The organism is Vibrio sp. KUL78 (assembly GCF_059725505.1).
Genome location: NZ_AP045838.1, coordinates 817,103 through 832,993, shown reverse-complemented (window position 1 = coordinate 832,993; position 15,891 = coordinate 817,103). Strand labels below are relative to the sequence as shown.

Here is a 15,891-nt window from a genome sequence, read left to right as displayed (position 1 = left end):
CACACTCTGTAACAAAACTAGGGTTAGTGAAATTCATTTGCTCATCCTATTGTTTCATGATTCTGTCTCTAAGGGTGATTTATAATGAGTTAGGCTTCTGGTGTAATTGAGACTTACTGTTTATTTCAAAAAAAAGCGAACCACCAAGGTTCGCTTTTCAATTTCTAGAAGTTATCCAACTGATCACAGATAACTAAGATGAAAACTCGCCAGTCTTCTAAATCAACCATCTAGAATACCCCTCAAAAATAACCAAGTTGCAAACTCCCGCCGCTTAATGGCAAATGAAGCCATCAGTTTTGGTTAACTAAGTTGAAAACTCTCTTTTCAATAGAACTCTCTCAATTAGAGTGATTGTTCAGTTCGTAAAACCCGAACCGTACTTTACGAACCGCAATTTGTAATGAATCAGCCGCTTGTTTGTGTAAACAACTCAATATGCTCAGGGCTTACTTACCTCAAGCTTTATCATCTTTGTTCTGTATAAATCCAGGTACTAGGGCTCGAATAGAGTCAACATGCTCTAGCTCGTGTCTATTCATCAACTGCAAGTTGAAGGCATGCGGCGGCAAAGAAGCATTAGGCGTGCAGTCTACGTGGAGGTCATTGAGCACGTAACCAGCTAACGCTTCGTTGCTTGTAATGTTTCGCACGTATTGACCCTCCATACCAAGATCAATAGCTAGGTCATTTCTATTTTCATGCTTAGAGTGCGGTGCAACACTTAGGACAACGTCACGGTTCCAAAGAGTATCGTCCTCTATAGTCTTGTCGTATGAGCAGTCAGTTTGCTGAGCCCTCAGAATTCGACTGATTCTAAAGCACAGGAATTTACGTCTTTTACTGTCCCAAGCGCGAATGTGCCAAGCCCCAAGTCCTTTGAATAGAGAATGAGGCGTCAGAGTTCTAGTCTCGGTGCTAGTTGAGGAACTATACAGGACAGAAATACAGTGCTTATTAAGGATCGACCTAGTGACTTGAGAGACGATATCAATGGATAGTGAATCCAACACTGTTGCAAAGCTGCTCACACCATAAGTTGTTACTGGAATTGAGTTAAGCTCCTGACCCCATGCGATTAACCTCAGAGCAGCTTCTGGATCATGCTCAAAAGCTGGACTAAACGATGCTGACCTCATGTATGCTCGCAAGCTTTCGTTGAAAACCGTGTTGTCGGGAAAACGTTCTTTGTAAGCATTAAAAGAACGGCTTGCTGTAGCAACGGCAATATCACCGTGCTGAATAAGGTCGGAGCGATTCACTTTCCCAAAGAAGCAGAGATAGAAATCAATAAGCCTTAGTCGTTTGGTTTGTGGAGATTCGACACAACGCACAATGATTACCCTTATCAAAATGAACTGTACTAATTTACTCTAACGAATCATTTGATTCCAGTGTAATATGACACTAGTTGATTCTTTGACCGCTAGTAGACACGACACACTTGGCTCTTTTGGGTGTTGAGGCATTTCTATCTTAAACGCAGCCTCTTAACTCTGGTGGAAGTTGGAAGCACAAATAATGGACTTACTTAGTGGCAGCCGAGTCAGTAAGTTTGTTGTAGAACATTCACTAACCGAGGGGTTGAGAATATCTCTACCGCGCTGTGATGAAAGAAATGAATAAATCTGAAACAAAAAGCTCAAAACTACTAGGGATCGTACTTTTCCACTCCTTTATCCCTGGGAAACTATTCAAGGTCAAGGCTATCGGGCATAGCAACAATACGGGTGATAACGGAGCTGGTAAGTCCACTTTGTTAAGCTTACTTCCAGCGTTCTATGGAGCCGATCCGAGTAAGCTGGTAGATAGACAAGCGGATAAAGTTTCCTTTGTTGATTACTACTTGCCCACCCCAAAATCTGTCATCGTGTTCGAATATGAAAAGCTTGGTGAGAGAAAGTGTTCTGTAATGTATCGAAATGGCTCCAGTGTCGCTTATAGGTTTTTGACAGGAACCGCTGAACAATTGTTTTCTCAGCATTTGTACGACGAGCTAATTAAGCAAGGAAGTGAAACTCGAACATGGCTTAAAAACCTTGTGTCTCAGTCAATGTCTGTAAGTTCGCAAATTGAAACTAGTGTCGATTACCGTTCAGTAATTCTAAACAATAAAAAGCGTTTGGCCCAAAGACGCAGTGCGGGTAAAAACTTAGTAGCAATCGCCCATGAGTACTCGTTGTGTTCTGCGAGCCATAACATGAATCATATCGACATTTTGACGGCGACAATGATGCGTCACAAGAAGATGTTGAGCCGTTTTAAGACGATGATTGTGGACTGTTTCTTGAACAATACATCGATGGACGATGTTCCATATAAGAAAGAGTATATCAACCTAGCAAATAGCCTAGATGTGTTTGTTCAACTAGACACTAAAAAGAGCAAGTTCGATGAAGCAGTTGCAAGTAAAGACAGCCTTGATGAGTACATCAAGCAACTAAACTCCTATCGAGCTCAAATCGCTTCTTACCTGCGTCAACTGGCACTAAATGACACTCAGTTGTCTGACAAAATTCGTTCGCAGAAGGAGTTGCACGGCTCCCTAGTCAGTGAGAGGAAAGATAGACTTCAAAAGCTTGATACTGAGTTAAGCATTCATCGGACTGAGTTTGAAAGGAAATCCAAAGTAGTTGATGCTATTTACAATAAGCGTGACAAGTACGAGAACGAGGATGATATTTTAGAAAAAATCACGCTTTACAATAGCTTGAGTGACTTGCTGAAGGAAGCAGAATCTGCAAGGAAACATTACGACAACTTACTGGAAGATGTAGAAACCGAAGAAAGTACGTTTAACAGTCAGGTACAAAAATTGGAACTCGAATGTGCTAATTTCCGCTCCAGTAAGCAAAAAGAGATCAATAACATACTTAACACTAAGGAAGAGATATTCGAGCAAAAAAACGACCGTTTAGAGGCGATGCAGAGTGACCTCAACCTTCAAAAGAAAAAGTTGCAAGATGAGTTCGATGAACAGTCTGACAAGATAAGACAAGAACAATTCCGACTTGCAATTCTAGAAGGGCAGTCTTTAGAGTTCACACCAGAACAAAAAGGCGAATTACGTAGTCTGGAAAGTGATCTTGAGAGTAAGCGTGAACAACTTAACGCTTCCCACAATGCAGTAATTCATTTGAATGAGCAACTACGTCAGGCAGAGAAAAATCATGAGAACAGTCTTTCTACTTACCACACATGTACTAGCGAATTAAAAGAAATTTCAGATGAAATAGTTTCTGTTAGTCGTGCATTATTGCCAGCAAAAGGATCGCTCAACGAGTACCTAGATCAAAAAGTGCCTGATTGGCACGGCAATATAGGCAAAGTAATCACTCCTAGTTTGTTAAATGCGAAAAACTTGAAACCATTTTTCGACCCAGAAGCTGCGGAGTCGATTTTTGGTCTTTATTTGGATCTGGATTCAATCGCACTTCCTGATTTTTGTCTGAGTGAAGAGAAGCTTTCAGAGCGATTAGAGACTCTAAAAATCAAGGAGTCAGAAGTAGAAGTTCGGCAAGGTAAAGCGAAGAGCAGGGCCAAAAGTGATGAGCAAGAAGTAGATAAGCTTCACAAAGAAATAAAAATTCAAAGTCAAAGAACAAAAGTCTTTGAGGAAGAACTGAGCAAGCTCAATCTCCTGAAAGATCAAAAAACAGTCCAGTTTGAAAGTGATGCTGAAAGTCGTACATCTGAAGTTAAGAAACAGAAAAGCGTACTAGAGTCGCAATTTTTCGCTATCAAGTCTGAGCTGAAAGAAAAACTTGAAAACGAAGAACAGCGCCATCAACAGGAGCGTGTTCAGGTAAAAGCTAACTTCGACTATCGTTTGTCAGAAGAAGACGCGAAAAAAAGTGCTATTGATGATCTGATTAAAAATAAAGAAAAGATAACTTCAGACAGAGTTAGTGACTACAAGTTAGCGTTCAACCAGGCGTTGATGAATAAAGGAGTGGATCCAGTTAGCATCGAAAGAGCCAAGTTGAACTGGGAATCCCTCGAGCGCCAATGTGAGGAAATAAAAACATTTCAAGCTTTAATTCACGGTTATGGTACTTGGCTAGAATCGGAATGGAAATACATTGATAGCTATAATTCTGAAATTCTGGTTTTAGAGCGCCAGATAGCGAGAGGTGAAGCGAAGAGAGACGACTATGAGAAGTCGGTAAACAAAAGAATTGATGAAGTATTGTCTTCAATTAAGTTAGATGAAGAAGAACTCATTACAGTCAAGGAGGCCATAGCGCAGCTTACTACTTGTACTAACAGTCTAGAAAAAGCGGTCGATGAATCGGATTTAGCTAACGTAGAGGATGTCTCTGTAGATTCGGAATTTCATTCTGTTGAGCACGCAGTGAGTCTAGTGACGGATAAAATCACTGCGATTAACACTCTTAAGAAAGAAATCGTTAGTAAAGTAAAAGACGTAAGTAACACAATCTTAGGGTTGGACGACAACCATGAAATAAAGATGATGTGGGAACAGATGCGCTCTGCGACCATGACGAAGCTCTCAGAAAATTATGACTATGCTATCAACTACGATAGTCCTCAATTTTCCCTTGCTTGCTTGGGAGATCTTGAAGAGCTTGTCCTTAACGTGATTCCAGATGTTAGGGACGTTAAAATTGAGACACTTCGTTCAATATCGACTCAGATTTCTAACTATCACCAAACCCTTAAACAGGTGAATAGTAAAGTAGATTCAGTTTCGAGCACTTTGGACAAGTCGATTGAAACGGGCAATCCTTTTCCTGCTATCGACAGCATACATATCAAATTATCAAGCAAGATACATACTTTTGATCTTTGGAAAGACCTTAATCTATTTAGTGTCGAATTGGATAGATGGTCAGGCGAAACCTCAAGAGGTCTACCTTCCAAAGCGTTTCTTGCTTCCTTCAAGCAACTGTTGGCTTCATTTAAAGAGGCTCAGATATCTAAAAACCTAGAGTCTTTGGTCGAGATGGAGATAACGATTGTTGAGAATGGACGCCCAGCAGTGGTTCGGAATGATGAAGATTTAGAAAAGGTCGGCTCCGAAGGGATTTCCAAACTGGCTATTATCGTTGTTTTCTGTGGGATGACTCGATTCTTGTGTCAGGATGAAGACGTTGCCATTCACTGGCCGCTCGACGAATTAGGGAAAATTTCTATTTCTAACCTGGCTATTTTATTCGACATGATGGCTCAAAAAGGTATTTGCTTGTTCACAGCTCAGCCAGATCTGCATCCAGCTACTTACAAGTACTTCGCCACTAAAAATCACATTGTGAAGAATGTAGGTGTCAAATCATTTATTGGTGGACGTAGAAGCAGAGTCAATCCATTGCTTTCTGAGTCGAAACAAAATCAGTCTACGGAGGTGGTTGAATGAATAAGTTTGAATCGGTTTTCCGAATGCTCATGAGTAAAAAGGTGATATGTGAATATGCATCTCCTATTGAGTACACATACTTATCCGATACCAGAAATCGAAGTGACATGAACCAATACTTGTCTCGAATAAGCATGACAACAGTCGAAACACAAGACGGCCTAGGTTTTTACTGTGGATACGAGAACATCGATAACACTCGAAAGAAAAACGAAGTTCTCAAAGACTTTGAAGTTTTTTCGCAGACGATGGAAGGAATAATCGCTTGGCTCAAACTAGCCCGAAATATTGATTCAGACTCCAGACCTATCATGGCTGGTGGCAAGCTTTCGGAGTCAGAGTTACTCGCAGCTATAGAGGAAAGTAACTCACTTCAAAATCAGCTTGATCATATTGCACACAAGCTTAAAAGAGCCCATAAAAGCAAAGAGAGTAAAACGAAGCTGAGGTCTATCTTAGATTATCTTGTCCAAGAAGGATACTTTGTATCTCCATCATCAACTGGTTCTCTCTTTATCGCTACAGCGAAATGGTCATTGCTTTATGAGACTTTGGAGTTTATCGCTATTAATGAAGGGATGCTGGAAAGTGAAGCTGATGGTGGAAATGAATTAGATACTCAAATGGGGTTGATTTAGATGTCTCGACAAGTGGAGTCAAAAGAAGCTGTGCGAGCTTTAAGCACTCATACTGAGGTAGTAGACGAGGCTTGCTATGAGCAAGCTGGAGTACTTCATCATAGTGAAAGCAATAAAGCTGCAATTGCAGCACTTACAAAACATCAGTTGGCATATCACTTAGATGATGAGCATGGAGTCCAAGTTCATTCTTCTGTTAAACGTTTACTGGATAGGGTAACTAGTCGTTATAGATTCAGAGAACGTCATGGTGAGTTTTCTAATCAGATTGAAAACTTGGATTATGCCGTTGACAGTTACCGACGAGTTAAGGACTTTAATGACGATAAAAAACAACACTACTTAGATGAAATTCGAGAGATAACAGTCGAGATAAATGACGCCTTAGTTGAGACCGTATCTTCTTTTCATAGGATCGTTGCTGATGAATTCAGCATGGTCACTGATGTTGATGACAAAATTCGTCAAATCGGTCGATGCAAACGTGAGATCGGTAGAATCAATAGTATCTTCGAGCATTTAAGTGTGAAAAAGCTAAGGGAGTGGGTACAAACTGACATTCACCTTGAGCGAATTCTTTTGAAGCTACTTAAATCTAAAATCGATATAGCATTGAAGGACTTAAATGTATCAAACAAAAAAATGGTCGATATGTTGGCAAAGCTTCAGCGAGATAAGAAATCTTCCAAGCTTAATCGCATTATTGATGTTTTTGCAGCTAAGTTCCAAGATGACAAAACCTTTTCGCCATCTATAGATTCCATTGAATGTTTGCCTGACTGCTTGTCTCAGGTTTCGGAAACAGAAGTACGAGCCTACGGAAATACTAACAGTGACATTCAATCTGATGACTTAATTGTTCTGGCTGTAAGGGCTCTTGCTAGCTGTGAGAGGAAAAAAGGTAAAGCTTCAGATTTAGACAGTATCGAAGTTACGGATGTCCGTGAAGATGAAGAAGAGTTTGAACTAAACGAGGTAGATGAAGCGCTAGAGTTAATGTTTGAGGCAATAAAATCCAACCCTAACATTCTCCCTCTATCTGCTGCGCAAAGCTATACACTGTTTGATCTCGATATAGAACTGGAGGACTGGCTTTTACTGGTCGATGGTTACATTAGTGCGCAAAAAGTCAGTTTGAAGAGTATCGTCCAAATTAAGGAAGAAAGAGAAGTCGTATTACCTTATGACGGTAATGTTATTATTAGTGATATTGTTTTTGAAACAATCGGAGGTGCTAAATGACGCTATCTCTATCGCTAATTAATGCTGCTAAGAGGATTGTTGTTAATTCGAGGGAGAGGGTTCCTGCCAACAAGTCCAATACTGAAGTTTGCAGGCTCGTAGAAGTCGGGGCTGTTAGTGGCAATTCAATTCTTTTATCCCGTTCAGAATTGAGGGAAATTGAAAAGTATTTTACTTCAACATTGGGACAAAATCTTCTGACCTTTCAACAGAGTAGCAACTCTCGGATGGATACTGCACGCCCTGGTATTAGCGAGAAGTCTGCAAAAGGTGGTGTGTTTCAGCAGCTCATTAGCTTAGCTGGTAATGTGAATGTCCCTTTAAAGAACCAGCCAGATGTACCCAAAGAAGCTAGGTATGTAGCTTCTGTAGAGTTGGATGATCTAGATTTCCCGCGTTTTAGCCGAGTACTTATTATCGAAAATGGCGAGCTAATGGTTCGATGGAAAGACGTTGTACTCTCTTTGCCAGATGAATGGCAATCCGCTGTGCTCGTTTACCGTGGTCACGGAAAAAACCAAAAAGATCTACCTACTCTGATTGAATGCTTTGACAACAATGCCGTTGAAGTAGGCTTTTTCTATGATTACGATCCAGCAGGCTTGGATATGGTTGAGCAGCTAAGCAATGCTAAGCACTATTGGGTTGTCCCTGCTTTAAATCTGGAGTTATTTCGAAGTATCAATAAGCTCGATGAATTTTTGAAACAACTAGAGCAGCTTGACAGGCTCAAGAGCAGAGATGTCGCCGTATCGATACGAGAGCATTTAACTTTCATTGAGAAGAATACATTGGCAATAACGCAAGAGCACTTGATTAAAAATCAGTGCCAGTTGGTGAGCTGTGAGCTTAGTTAGTCATTTCACATAAAAAGTCCCCCGTTCTTATAAGGGGTGACACTTTTTAGTGCAATGGTCTTCTCAATCGTACTTCAATAGCACGACTAGCTTGTCGACCATTGCAATGATACAGATGCTCGGTGAGTGTTATTGCGGCTTTGCTACCGCAATAAGCTCTAATTTTTTACAAATGCATATCATTTCACTGCTACGCATATGAAATCGTTCTTGAAAATGGCGGATATTTTTCGGTGGCGTCTTTTATTGTAAATGTCCGAACTAGGTTCCCCTCTAAGTCATACTCTTCGTATGTTTCGTAGTCGGAGTCAAGCCTGCCTTTGTCTTTTGATTCAGATTTTATGAGTCTATACTCGTGATCAGGGTTAAGCTGAAGCTCTTTTATGTATTCATCATTCATTTTGTAGTCCTTGAGTTTTAGATGTCTATGTCCAGCGACACGACAAATACTTGAGTGTTATTTAGCAGTATCTTGTGATGCTTTTGCCTTTGATTTTTGAGCTGCGGTTAGTTCATTTCTAAGGGTCTCCAACTCTTTTTCTAGGACTTTAGTCTTTTCTTCTAAGGAGTTAGCCTTATGTATCAGCTCTTTATTTTGCTCTACTAAGATCTTTTTTTGGTTTGGTACATTTAGTTGTAGACCTATTTCTAGCTCATCTTTGTAAGGGATGATCGGTTCGAATAATTGTTGATAGGCTCTACCAATAGCGCCTGAGAAAAGCTTCAGTTTAGGCGTATCTACACCACAATTAATTATGTGGTCATTTGCCACGCCAGGGTATGGATCTATGAAGATTACACTATCAATTTTCAACTGATACGCTTTTTTTGCGCAGAGTTCACATGGGCTAGCTGTAGTGTATAAATATCCATGTTTTACTGGCATCCCACCATACTTAGAGACTTGAAGAAAAGCGTTCTCTTCGGCATGAAGAGCTCTTGTATGAACTTGGTTCTTTTCTCCATCAATAGAGTTTTTAATGTCTTTAAAGCAGTAGGAGACTGGTTTTCCACGGAATGATTTGTTAGTGGATTCTGTAAATGAATAAATGTTTCCGAGGCTTGTTCTGAACTTAGTGTTTTCTCGTTCAAAAAGGCTAAATGCAGACTCGTCTTCATTGGTCAATAAGTCTTCCGCCCTTCGTAAATTACATGGCGTTTGACCTTGAGCCACATTGTTCCAACCAACAGCTTTAATTGACTTGTCTGAATCTGTAACTACAGCGCCAACTTGGCGAGAAAGGCAACCTGAGTTTAGTTTTGCATTGTAAGCTATCTGCATGCAGCGCTCATCTTGAGAAGGCGTAACTAGGCCTGGATGCATTATCAGAGATATATATTTAATGAGTTGCCTTTTAAGGGATTTCAACTTGTAGTTGTCATCTGGGTTGTAGAGGTGGATGTCTGAAATTTCAATACATCTCTGGAGGTCTAGAGACCAAAAACGATCCTCACCTTTTAATGAATCAGGGTTCTCTCTTGAATCAATGGCCTTAATATCTTCCTTGGAAATACTTGATTCTGACAGTAATCTATTGATTCGTTTGTCATTTTCAGTGGTTACTGAAAGCAAGTAGAACGCAGAGTATCTTTCTCTGAAAAAAAATGCTTCGTAAGGGTTTCTTATTGCATCTAAAACTACACAGACATTTTCCCCGTCGCTCTTTGACTTATGCCTTAATACCTTAATCAGTTTGTTCACTCTCTGTGAGAACATATAGATTTTACTAGAATCGTAATCATCTGACTCGGCAGTGCCAGATTTTCTGATGTTATTGCCTACTATCTGATAAAACTTGGTAAATGAACCTGGTTGAACTCTATGAAGGATTTTTCGTAGTTTATCTGTAAATTCGGGTAACTCATTGAAGTAAAAGTCATAAATTTCTTTGTTGTATAGGTTGTCTTTACACTTCTCAGCATGTTTTTTAGCACTGTCTCTTTTTTTGTAGTACTCGGAGTAGCATTGTTCGAGCTTTTCATCTAGAGATTCACTATTTGTTCCGAGCTCATTATCTAGCGTTGCCTTATAAAGCTTGTCAAAATCTTTAAAAGGTAGTTCTAATAAGAAGGTCGATACGACGTCACTCATTCTAATATGGTGGAACTTACACCAATGTTCAGATAGGTAGTTATATACAATTCTATATTTTCTTTCTTCGTCATTAGGAAACGCTGCTTGATGCGGTTTTGGCGGGTTGAGATCGGAGAAAGTATTGTTTTTCAGTAACTTTGAAAGAGTTGTACACCCAGAACCAGTTCTTCCAGTAAGCCCTAGTATTATGAACTTGGCTCGCTCTTTGTAGATTGTCTCTAGACCAGTCATTGTTTTAATTATCCTATCAGATTCAAACTTCTACATTCTTTCAATATCGGAAAGTATATCGTATGCAATTAATTGTTTAACATTATACTGATTAGGGTCTTTACTCAACAGTTTGCATCGTATTGGTGATGCGAGGCACAGTGATTAATAGATCTGATGATATTCTTAAAGACGGTCGTGATGAGCTAAGTCTGTTTATTGTAAGCACAACGTGTGGGTAATTTAGAGAATAGTCGATTGTGTAAGCAGTAGGCTCGAAACGGGCGTCGTGTTTTCGAGTTAACAATCAGAGCTTACTTAATCACACAAAGGCGAACCAATTGGTTCGCCTTTGCCAGTAAGAACATTGTGTCACTAAGTTATGCTGCTATCTCATTTAGCTCGTAGTTACCTTCGTAGTTTTTCATTTCTTCCAGGACTTCATCTGCGGAAACAAAGAAGAACTCTTTCCTACCATTAACAAGGTTTACTCTTTGTTCGGCAAACCTTGTGTGCAAGAATCGCTCAAATGTTGGTGCATCTTCAGTAAATGCGAATGCGTGGACATCAAATAGTTCAGGTACTGAAGCATCACCTAGCTCTTTTACTCGGTCATTTGGGTCTGCACGTCGTGTCATTCCTATCTTGACGATGCTATCGCCAAACGACAATTTATTTGATATCACATACACATACCCAGCTCTTGTTTGCTGAGCTAGAGAAACTGCTCTTTTCTCTTTTTCACGAAGCTTTTCCAGTTCTTGCTTATGCAATTCATACAAAGCCTTTTGCTCTGAACTGCTGGATTCTAGTTTACTAAGTTCTTCAGCAACCAAGCGCTCCATAACTTGTCGTTCTTTCTCTGCTTTCTCCGCAGCAGCTTTTATTCGTTTTTCCTCACGTTCAGCTTCTCTTTGAATCTGAAGCTCTTGGCGTTCTTCATCCTTGAGTTCTTGCTTGAGCTGGGCGATCTCGTAACCCAACCTTAGTTCCTTAATTTTCAGCTGCAAATATTCATTTTTTAGGTGTGTTTTAACTAAGTCTGCTGAAGAATTAATCTCCTCAAAGGTTTTTTGAGTGCGCTCTATAAGTCGGTTGATATTGTTCCAATCGACCAAGGCTGAAGCCGCTTTAAACTCGTTATCTAGGCATCGTAATCTTAATTTGATTTCTCTGTTAAACAGTTTTTTAGCCTCTGACTTTTTACCATTAACAGCGACGTTTTTGCCCATAGAGCAGATACATGCCCGTTTATCGCTAACGAGTTGTTTTATTGCCAACTTAGTCTCAGAGTATCTGCTCTCAAGACTTACTAGGTCACGTGACTGGGATAGGTTGGTGTAAGATATTGAGTCAGTCGTGCCGACACCAAGGTAGTAATGAGAGAGTTGTTTTTCACCTTCTTTCAGGAGGAACAGCTCTTTTTTATAACTCTCTTGTAGAGCTTGGTAGTTCTTTGCAATATCTGAGAGTAGTTGTTCTTTCTCAGTTACTGGGGCATAAACTTTCTCAATATCTTCATCTTGCAGTTGTAGTTCTTTCAGTGAAGAACGAGACCTTATTAATAAAACCAGTGAGAGCACAGTAAACGCAGCTAAGGCGATAGTAACGAACATAGACACTCCTTAAATTGACTGTGGTAACTGGTTAGAAGCGGAAGCTGTTTCCACTGTTTCTCGTTTGCGAGCTTCTCTGATTAGGTGGCTCTCACGATATTCTTTGGCTTCTACGTCGAAGTACCAATCGCATTCAACACCAAGTTCTTCCATTGCTGTTGCAACTTCTTGAGGAGTCACTCTGAAGAACTCTTTGCGATGATTTTCAATGTTCACCCGTGCCTTATTAAACTTGCGGTGAAGCTCTTTCTCTATTTTCGGCGCATTCTCTACAAAGGTTAAGGCATGCACATCAAATTTGAATGGTACACTGGCATCACCTAGCTCGTTGACTCGATCCATAGGCTCTAATCGGCGCGTCATTCCGATTTTCAAGACACCTTCCCCAAAGCTACCGATGTTAGAGATTACATATATATAACCAGCTTTCGTAATTTGAGCTTGAGAGGTTGCGCGTTCAAACTTACTTTCTAGCTTTTCGATCTCTTTTTGCATTTTGGCGATCTTTTCTTCCATACCTAGAGCATCGGTACCGTGAAGTTCTTTCGCGAGTTTTTGTGCTTTCACAAGATCTGATTTTTTATAGTAAATCTCGTCTTCCAGCTCGTCCGTATCACCTCCAGATTGCTTAGCCTGTTTAGCTTGCTCTCGCAGGAGTGCTTGTTGTTTCTTCTTTTCTTGTTTAATTTTCTCTTTGTGAAGCATCTCTTTATGCCAGATGGAGAGTTCTTCTACCTTTAAATTGAAGTATTCTTCTGAAATGGCGACGTTTGCTGTTTCACCGAGCTTCTCCAATTGTTGTTCTAATCTGTCTAGTTTATTTAAGGCGGTGTCGAAGCTCGAGTGGCGCATTTTCTTTCGAATCATATCGAACTCAGCATTAAATGCTTTGAGAAGAAGGCGTCGGTATGAAGTGACCATCTGCGCTCCTTTTGCTTTACTACCAAACCAATCCCAGTCTGAATAGGCACTTGTAGCTCGACCCGATTCAATAACCTGATACTGATGTTCAATGCAAGTGGCAATTTTATCTTTTAGTGACTGGCTGTCATCAAACTTGTAAGCGGGTGGAAAGAGGCCGACGTTAATGTATTTCATTTGCTCTTTGTTTTTAGTTGCTTCGTCTTTAAGCCTTGAGTAGATAGGCCTTCCATACTCAATTTTTGTTTCAACGTCGCTAATTTGATTATTCAAATCTTGAACCAATTCCTCGACGGACTTTTCAGCTAGAGCTTTCTGCTTTTTATCAATATATTCCAGAAGACTTTTATGCTTTTTCTTTGTAGAGCGAGTGGATAACAAGAAGGTTAGCGTCAGCAATGCTAGTACGATCCATACTAACTGGTAGGATTCAGCAGTTTCAGGCATTGATATTCCTTTTGTAAATGTTAAAGCGTGCAAATGCAATGATACCCATTGCATAATTATGGTTAATCATACTTTATATTATGAGAAGGATCTAAGGAACCTGTATGTGGCTCATTGTACAGGTTTAGGTCGGAAGGGAATTGTGCTTACGTTTGCATTTGGAAGCCTAACAAAGCGTAAAAGTTGTTTATTCTCTAGGAAGTTGCACTAGCTTGGCTTTGATCATTCTTTCATCTGAGTTCAACCAGTCCTCGAGGAACACCTCAAACAAAGGGTCATCAATCAACTCACAAGGTTTGGCGGTTACGTATTTATGACTTCGCGCTTCTGCTGAGACCAATCTCTCGTAGCCTTCTAAGTCACCTTTATCTAGGTATTTAGAAACTAATGCTGGTGGAGCAACAGCTCGCTCCACCAATACCGATTTCTCGGAGATCATCCAAAGTAGAATATCAGTGTCGTCTCGGCCTTCTCGCATGAGGCTAAGATTGTTTCTAAGGTTATCTATAAGATTAAAATGCTCATCGAACTGAAAGGATGGGTAGTACCTCCAGCCGTTCACATTGATACAAAGAGCGTCGTGCTGCTCTTCGGGTAATTCCTCATGAGAAATGAGTTCTAGGCCGTTGAGAAGCGAGACAATAGCTTTTAATCGCTTAGTTTCGAGCTTTTTCATCAGAACTCCTCACAGCGATCATTGCGTTGGTCATCATACGGTTAATTTTCGTCGGTTGAGTCTTGGTCATTTTCCAATTTGTTACATTCAGCGATAACTTCTCGGTGACGTCTTTGTTTTTCTTTGTTTTCTTCTTTTTCTGCTTCAATACGCCTCATGTCTGAATACCACACAAGCCATTCATTCAATGTTATAGATTTGCTCTCAACAGCGATTTGATTAAATGTGAGCATGTAATCACAGAACATGTTGAACACTTTCGCTTCATCGTCTCTTCTTAAGAGTGATGCAGGGCTAGCTGTGACATAGTTACGACTTTGCTCAAACAACTTTTCGGCTTTCATGTATTGTTTCATGCGTGCCTTGAGGAAACCTGGGCGCCTAGCAGGTACTTTGTAATCCCAAATTTGATAAGTTCTTTCAGTAAAGAACCACTTAACTGAGTTTTCTTGTTTGATGATCTTAATCAGGTTAAGACGTGGTGCTAGGTACGGATGAATGTCTCCATTTTCATCAAACTGCTCTCTCGGATAGAGCCTTGTATTATTAAGAGTCACAAACATCGCGATGTCACGTAAGTGAGGTTTGACTTCGTGTGCTTCGAAAATTTGTTTGAATGTACCGAGAAATTTCATAGTAATTGTTCCTAATTTTTGGATTTTGAGACGATTTCTTCTGCTTGCCCAATCGAAACGGGGAGGCGTTTTCTGTTTTTGATTAATGAGTGTTGTGAGTCCACCTGTCTTTCGACGTCTGACACCGAAGTTGCCTTCTTTACGTGTTGCTTAATTTGTTTAGCCAGCTTTTTATCTGCCAGATTCCAATCAATAGATGGATGGTACTTGGCAGGCTCTCGTTTTGGTAAGTGCTGGTTTAGCCAGTCCTTGTCATATCGAAATAGCCACATGTAGCAACTGCTCGAATGTTTAATCTCTGTCCGAGTTAATGTTGGGTTTTGGGAAATGATCTTCTGGAGTGTTTGACGATATTGATGTCGTTTTTGGCAGAACCAGAGTCGTTTTCTCCATGCGGATAATCCTGACATCGCATTTATTTGCTGTTCTACAGTACCAACGCTAACACCGCATAATTTGGCGATATCTCGTCTATGAGTCCCGCGAAAAGCGAGTCTCAATATTTGGTCGACTAATGCATCGTTGAGTCTTTTAAATCGATGCTTGATTGTGACCCCATTGCGTTGCGCCATGGCTGCCAGAAAGCCAACCGAACATCCTGTCGCCTTGGCGACAGAACGAAGCGAGTTTCCTGAGGCCAACTCGGATAGACAGACACGAGGCTTATGAGATTCCCGACTACAATAGTTCGAGACCTGAAAAGTTTGTCGAAAGTAACACTTGGCGTTCTTCGCAAAGAAAGCACCAACCAATGCATGCTGTATGTAATGGTTGTAGTGGTCGTTTAGGAGAAGGCACCTTAAGAAATTGAATTTATATAGCTTCGAAGGCAGTAGCTTTGCACCAGTAAATAGAGGAGCCCAAAAGTCTTGTAGACGATTGACGGCTTCTGATTGCCTGATCTGTCCTTTCGGAGTTAACAAATGGGTCTTAATCATCCAAGATGAGTGAGAGGGTGTAGCAATATGCTCGTATCGACGTTCGCATTCATAGCGATGCCAACTACTGATGAATTGCGATAACCTCAACGCTCGTTCTAAACAAAGATCAGAACCATGGAAACATCTATCGTAAGGTGTTGGTGGTAGTTCGATGCGTTTGTTAAGGCCATCGGCATCTGTCGGTGCATATTGCAGCCAACAAGCATGCTTTGGACAAACGAACATACCGCAATACT

At 40.5% G+C, this 15,891-nt stretch carries 12 protein-coding genes; 4 read left to right on the top strand and 8 right to left on the bottom strand.

What is annotated here, in order from left to right; genetic code table 11:
- Positions 1 to 458: 458 nt before the first annotated feature.
- Positions 459 to 1,334 (bottom strand): BrxR family helix-turn-helix transcriptional regulator, encoded by an 876-nt coding sequence (locus tag AC6I8Y_RS20355; protein ID WP_171374877.1) that lies wholly within the window; start codon positions 1,332 to 1,334, stop codon positions 459 to 461.
- A 284-nt stretch (positions 1,335 to 1,618) separates the two neighbouring features.
- Between AC6I8Y_RS20355 and AC6I8Y_RS20350 the strand changes: the two genes are divergently transcribed.
- The 4 genes from AC6I8Y_RS20350 (at position 1,619) to AC6I8Y_RS20335 (ending at position 8,114) form a co-directional block, all read left to right on the top strand.
- Positions 1,619 to 5,377, top strand: coding sequence for an ATP-binding protein (locus tag AC6I8Y_RS20350; protein WP_498022903.1), 3,759 nt, complete (start codon positions 1,619 to 1,621; stop codon positions 5,375 to 5,377).
- On the top strand, positions 5,374 to 6,015 hold the full coding sequence (locus AC6I8Y_RS20345) for a condensin complex protein MksE (RefSeq protein WP_045401984.1): 642 nt from the start codon (positions 5,374 to 5,376) through the stop codon (positions 6,013 to 6,015). Before AC6I8Y_RS20350 ends, AC6I8Y_RS20345 begins: the two co-directional genes overlap by 4 nt.
- Positions 6,016 to 7,257 carry a hypothetical protein gene (locus AC6I8Y_RS20340; RefSeq protein ID WP_498022900.1) on the top strand — a complete coding sequence of 414 codons (1,242 nt, stop codon included), beginning with the start codon at positions 6,016 to 6,018 and terminating at the stop codon, positions 7,255 to 7,257.
- A 227-nt stretch (positions 7,258 to 7,484) separates the two neighbouring features.
- Positions 7,485 to 8,114: a DUF7281 domain-containing protein gene (locus AC6I8Y_RS20335; protein ID WP_498022899.1), complete on the top strand. Its 630-nt coding sequence runs from the start codon at positions 7,485 to 7,487 to the stop codon at positions 8,112 to 8,114.
- 190 nt (positions 8,115 to 8,304) lie between these two features.
- Here AC6I8Y_RS20335 and AC6I8Y_RS20330 read toward each other — a convergent pair whose 3' ends face one another.
- The 7 genes from AC6I8Y_RS20330 to AC6I8Y_RS20300 form a co-directional block, all read right to left on the bottom strand.
- The gene (locus AC6I8Y_RS20330) at positions 8,305 to 8,514 is read right to left on the bottom strand and encodes a hypothetical protein (protein ID WP_047103481.1); all 210 of its coding nucleotides are present in this window, start codon (positions 8,512 to 8,514) and stop codon (positions 8,305 to 8,307) included.
- Between the two features lie 57 nt (positions 8,515 to 8,571).
- The gene (locus AC6I8Y_RS20325) at positions 8,572 to 10,440 is read right to left on the bottom strand and encodes an anti-phage dCTP deaminase (RefSeq protein WP_498022897.1); all 1,869 of its coding nucleotides are present in this window, start codon (positions 10,438 to 10,440) and stop codon (positions 8,572 to 8,574) included.
- A gap of 359 nt (positions 10,441 to 10,799) precedes the next feature.
- Complete coding sequence (locus AC6I8Y_RS20320) at positions 10,800 to 12,035, bottom strand: SNIPE associated domain-containing protein (RefSeq protein ID WP_063605098.1); 1,236 nt, start codon at positions 12,033 to 12,035, stop codon at positions 10,800 to 10,802.
- 9 nt (positions 12,036 to 12,044) lie between these two features.
- Positions 12,045 to 13,457 carry an SNIPE associated domain-containing protein gene (locus tag AC6I8Y_RS20315; protein ID WP_498022895.1) on the bottom strand — a complete coding sequence of 471 codons (1,413 nt, stop codon included), beginning with the start codon at positions 13,455 to 13,457 and terminating at the stop codon, positions 12,045 to 12,047.
- 133 nt (positions 13,458 to 13,590) lie between these two features.
- Positions 13,591 to 14,079, bottom strand: coding sequence for a hypothetical protein (locus tag AC6I8Y_RS20310; RefSeq protein WP_498022893.1), 489 nt, complete (start codon positions 14,077 to 14,079; stop codon positions 13,591 to 13,593).
- Between the two features lie 41 nt (positions 14,080 to 14,120).
- Positions 14,121 to 14,714: a hypothetical protein gene (locus AC6I8Y_RS20305; protein ID WP_498022892.1), complete on the bottom strand. Its 594-nt coding sequence runs from the start codon at positions 14,712 to 14,714 to the stop codon at positions 14,121 to 14,123.
- 11 nt (positions 14,715 to 14,725) lie between these two features.
- Positions 14,726 to 15,880, bottom strand: a complete 1,155-nt coding sequence (locus AC6I8Y_RS20300) for a TnsD family Tn7-like transposition protein (RefSeq protein WP_498023067.1) — start codon at positions 15,878 to 15,880, stop codon at positions 14,726 to 14,728.
- Positions 15,881 to 15,891: the final 11 nt, after the last annotated feature.

Coding starts and splice junctions, on each gene's coding strand:
- AC6I8Y_RS20350 (WP_498022903.1), top strand. CDS start 1,619: ATGAATAAATCTGAAACAAAAAGCTCAAAACTACTAGGGATCGTACTT.
- AC6I8Y_RS20345 (WP_045401984.1), top strand. CDS start 5,374: ATGAATAAGTTTGAATCGGTTTTCCGAATGCTCATGAGTAAAAAGGTG.
- AC6I8Y_RS20340 (WP_498022900.1), top strand. CDS start 6,016: ATGTCTCGACAAGTGGAGTCAAAAGAAGCTGTGCGAGCTTTAAGCACT.
- AC6I8Y_RS20335 (WP_498022899.1), top strand. CDS start 7,485: ATGGATACTGCACGCCCTGGTATTAGCGAGAAGTCTGCAAAAGGTGGT.
- AC6I8Y_RS20330 (WP_047103481.1), bottom strand. CDS start 8,514: ATGAATGATGAATACATAAAAGAGCTTCAGCTTAACCCTGATCACGAG.
- AC6I8Y_RS20325 (WP_498022897.1), bottom strand. CDS start 10,440: ATGACTGGTCTAGAGACAATCTACAAAGAGCGAGCCAAGTTCATAATA.
- AC6I8Y_RS20320 (WP_063605098.1), bottom strand. CDS start 12,035: ATGTTCGTTACTATCGCCTTAGCTGCGTTTACTGTGCTCTCACTGGTT.
- AC6I8Y_RS20315 (WP_498022895.1), bottom strand. CDS start 13,457: ATGCAATGGGTATCATTGCATTTGCACGCTTTAACATTTACAAAAGGA.
- AC6I8Y_RS20310 (WP_498022893.1), bottom strand. CDS start 14,079: ATGAAAAAGCTCGAAACTAAGCGATTAAAAGCTATTGTCTCGCTTCTC.
- AC6I8Y_RS20305 (WP_498022892.1), bottom strand. CDS start 14,714: ATGAAATTTCTCGGTACATTCAAACAAATTTTCGAAGCACACGAAGTC.
- AC6I8Y_RS20300 (WP_498023067.1), bottom strand. CDS start 15,880: ATGTTCGTTTGTCCAAAGCATGCTTGTTGGCTGCAATATGCACCGACA.